4 protein-coding genes are annotated in these 3,004 nt (G+C 62.0%); 3 read left to right on the forward strand and 1 reads right to left on the reverse strand.

The genetic code is table 11. The features are described 5' to 3' along the window. Both EN969_RS24420 and EN969_RS24425 read left to right on the forward strand, forming a co-directional pair. Positions 1–705: RimK family alpha-L-glutamate ligase (locus EN969_RS24420; RefSeq protein WP_164758454.1), on the forward strand; the 705-nt coding region annotated here is incomplete at its 5' end. A gap of 30 nt (positions 706–735) precedes the next feature. Then, a complete protein-coding gene (locus tag EN969_RS24425) occupies positions 736–996 on the forward strand; it encodes a DUF3303 family protein (protein WP_244514281.1) in 261 nt (86 codons plus the stop codon). 18 nt (positions 997–1,014) lie between these two features. On the opposite strand, the gene EN969_RS24430 is transcribed toward EN969_RS24425, so the two are convergent. Next, positions 1,015–1,926, reverse strand: coding sequence for a LysR substrate-binding domain-containing protein (locus EN969_RS24430; protein WP_013532572.1), 912 nt, complete (start codon positions 1,924–1,926; stop codon positions 1,015–1,017). 112 nt (positions 1,927–2,038) lie between these two features. Here EN969_RS24430 and EN969_RS24435 point away from each other — a divergent pair, with 112 nt between their 5' ends. Continuing rightward, positions 2,039–2,929 (forward strand): fatty acid desaturase family protein, encoded by an 891-nt coding sequence (locus EN969_RS24435; RefSeq protein ID WP_013532571.1) that lies wholly within the window; start codon positions 2,039–2,041, stop codon positions 2,927–2,929. Positions 2,930–3,004: the final 75 nt, after the last annotated feature.

The raw sequence follows: 3,004 nt of genomic DNA on the forward strand, positions 1-3,004 counted from the left end.
TCCAACCACCCCTATCTTTTCGCCCGCCGCGCCCAGCAGGAAGGCATGCCGGTGATCGACGATCCGCTGTCGATGATCCGCTGCGCCAACAAGGTCTATCTCAACGAGCTGATGGCCTACAACAAGGTGCCGGTGCCGCCGACGGTGATGATCGCCGGCACCTCGGATCTCGAACTGGCGGCGCAGACGCTGGGCTTTCCGCTGGTGCTGAAGATCCCGGATTCGTCGTTCTCGCGCGGCGTCAAGAAATGCGCCAATTTCGAGGAACTGAAGACGCTCGCCACCGAATGGCTGGAGGATTCCGACCTTCTGATCGCGCAGAAATTCATTCCGACCGAATATGATTGGCGTGTCGGCGTGCTCGGCGGCCAGCCGCTGTTTGCCGTGCACTATCTGATGGCCAAGAAGCACTGGCAGATCGTCAACCACAAGGCCAACGGCAAGCCCGACCAGGGCGGCATCAAGACCTTCACGCTGAAGGAAACGCCGGCGCATGTCGTCGAGACGGCAGTGAAGGCGGCGCGCTGCATCGGCGACGGGCTCTATGGCGTCGACCTCAAGGAGACCAAGGACGGCGTCTTCGTCATCGAGGTGAATGACAATCCCAACCTCGATCATGGCTGGGAGGATTCCGGTGAGAAGGACGAGGTCTGGGTGCGGCTGACGCAGTGGTTCCTGGAGCGGTTGGACCGGCCGGGGCGGTAATTTGATCGGGGGTAGAACATGCAGTTTATCGTGATCGAGGATTTCACCGGCTGTGATCGCAAGGAGATCTATCGCCGCTTTCGCGACCGCGGCCGCCTGAAACCGGACGAGCTGCTCGTGCACCACAGCTGGATCGCGGCGGACATGAGCCGCTGCTTCCTGCTGGTGGAGGCCGATGACGTCACGCTGCTGCAGCGTTGGGTCATCGAATGGGCGGATCTGGTGGAATTCGAGATCATCCCCGTGGCGACAAACAAGGACATGGCTGAGGCATTGAGCGGGCACCTCTGACGATTGCCGCGTGTCGCGTCAACGCAGTGCCGGCGAGCCGACTGCGCGCCGGCACTCGTCGATCAGCCACTGGCGAAATGCGTCCACGACATCGCGTCTGGCGCTGCGCGCCGGGATCGTCAGGCAATAGGGCTGGCGCAGCTCGACCATTTGGGCGAGGGGCCTGACAAGTCGGCCGTCCTCCAGCGCCTCGGCACAGTAGATCCCTTGCGCCAGCGCCACGCCCAATCCCGAAATGGCAAGGTCGAGTGCTGCGCGCGATGAGTTGGCCGAGAGGCCGCGCTGCGCTGCCCGGCCGGGTTCGATGCCGGCCGCCTCGAACCAGTTGTGCCAGGACGGAAAGGACGCACCGGTCGGTCCCCAGCCGGTATGGATAAGCGGCAGGCTGGCGAGGCCTTCGGGTTTGATCGTGTCCGCCAGCCCGGGTGCACACACGGGATAGACTGCGTCCTGGACGATGTCCTCGGTCGGGTGCTCGCGATAGTGCGGGCCATAAGTGAGCCTGATGTCGATCAACTCACGGTCGAACGGCACCGGGTCATCCTCGCCTCTGAGCGATATGTCGACGGCGCCATGGCTGGAGACAAAACCAGTGAGGCGCTGCGAAAGCCAACCCATGGCCATGGATGGCGGCACCGACACCACGAGGCGCGGGCGGAACGCATCGCCGCCCAGTTGGCGCGCGACGCTGCCGATCTCCTGGAAGGCCATGGTCAGCCTGGGCAGCATCTCGACGCCGGCCTCGGTGAGGACGGCGCGCCGGTTGACGCGATGGAACAGCTTGCGGTCCATCTGCTCCTCGACGGTGCGGATGAGCTGGCTGACGGCGGCGGCCGATACAGAAAGCTCTTCCGCCGCCCCCGCAAAGCTGCCTGTACGGGCGGCAGCCTCGAAAGCCTGAAGTCCTTTGAGAGAGGGAAGTACGGCCATGATCACCGGATAGATAAGTTCAGCTTATCTAAATCGCAGAAATCGTCATTTTTGGAAAGATTTTTCATGCGCTACAGTGGATTCTATCAAATCCCAGCCTGGATCGAAGCCCGTGGATCATCGCGACGTAATTTCATCGTTGACGCAGGAGGAGCGCAACCGGCTGACCGCCAAGTCTGATGCCGCGGGCCTCGTTCAGCTTGCCGCTCATTGGGGTGCGATCGTGATCCTCGGATCGCTGATCGCCGCCAAAGTGCCGTTCTGGCCGCTGCTGATGCTGCCGCAAGGTCTCCTCATCGTGTTCCTATTCACGCTGCTGCACGAGACGGTTCATCGCACGGCCTTTGAGGCGCAGCGGCTGAACGATCTCGTGGCGCGGGTGTGCAGCCTGGCGATCGCACTGCCGGCGGACTGGTTCCGCTACTTCCACTTTGCCCACCATCGATACACGCAAGATCCCGACAATGACCCGGAACTGGCGTTCCCCAAGCCGGAGACATGGCGGCAATACCTCGTCCACATATCCGGCATCCCGTTATGGTGGGGCCACATCAAGACGCTTTATGCCAACGCCGCGGATCGTGGTCGCGAAAGCTACGTTCCGCCAAAGGGCTATGACAAGGTGCGCATCGAGGCACGCGCCATGATTGCCTTTTATGCCGTGCTCCTTCTGCTTGCCGTCTATTTCCGGCTCTCGGTGCTTGTCTATGTCTGGATTTTGCCCGCTCTGTTGGGGCAGCCGTTTCTGCGCCTCTATCTCTTGGCCGAGCACGGTCGTTGTCCGTTCGTCGCCAACATGCTGGAGAACACCAGGACCACATTGACCAACTGGCTGGTCCGCAAGCTGGCGTGGAACATGCCGTTCCATGCCGAGCATCATGCCTATCCCGGCGTGCCGTTTCATCAACTGCCGCGGTTTCATGCGCTGATCGAGCGGCATCTCAAGGTGGTCGAGCCCGGCTATGTCAGCTTCCACGAAAAGTACATCGAGACGCTGCATTGACGATGGCCGGCCTAGCCGGTCTGGCTGTGCGGCGCCCGGGATCTCAACAGACGCTGGATCTCGGCCGCCTGTGAC

Origin of the sequence: Mesorhizobium sp. M7A.F.Ca.CA.003.01.2.1, assembly GCF_003998945.1 — a bacterium.
Lineage (GTDB): Bacteria > Pseudomonadota > Alphaproteobacteria > Rhizobiales > Rhizobiaceae > Mesorhizobium > Mesorhizobium ciceri.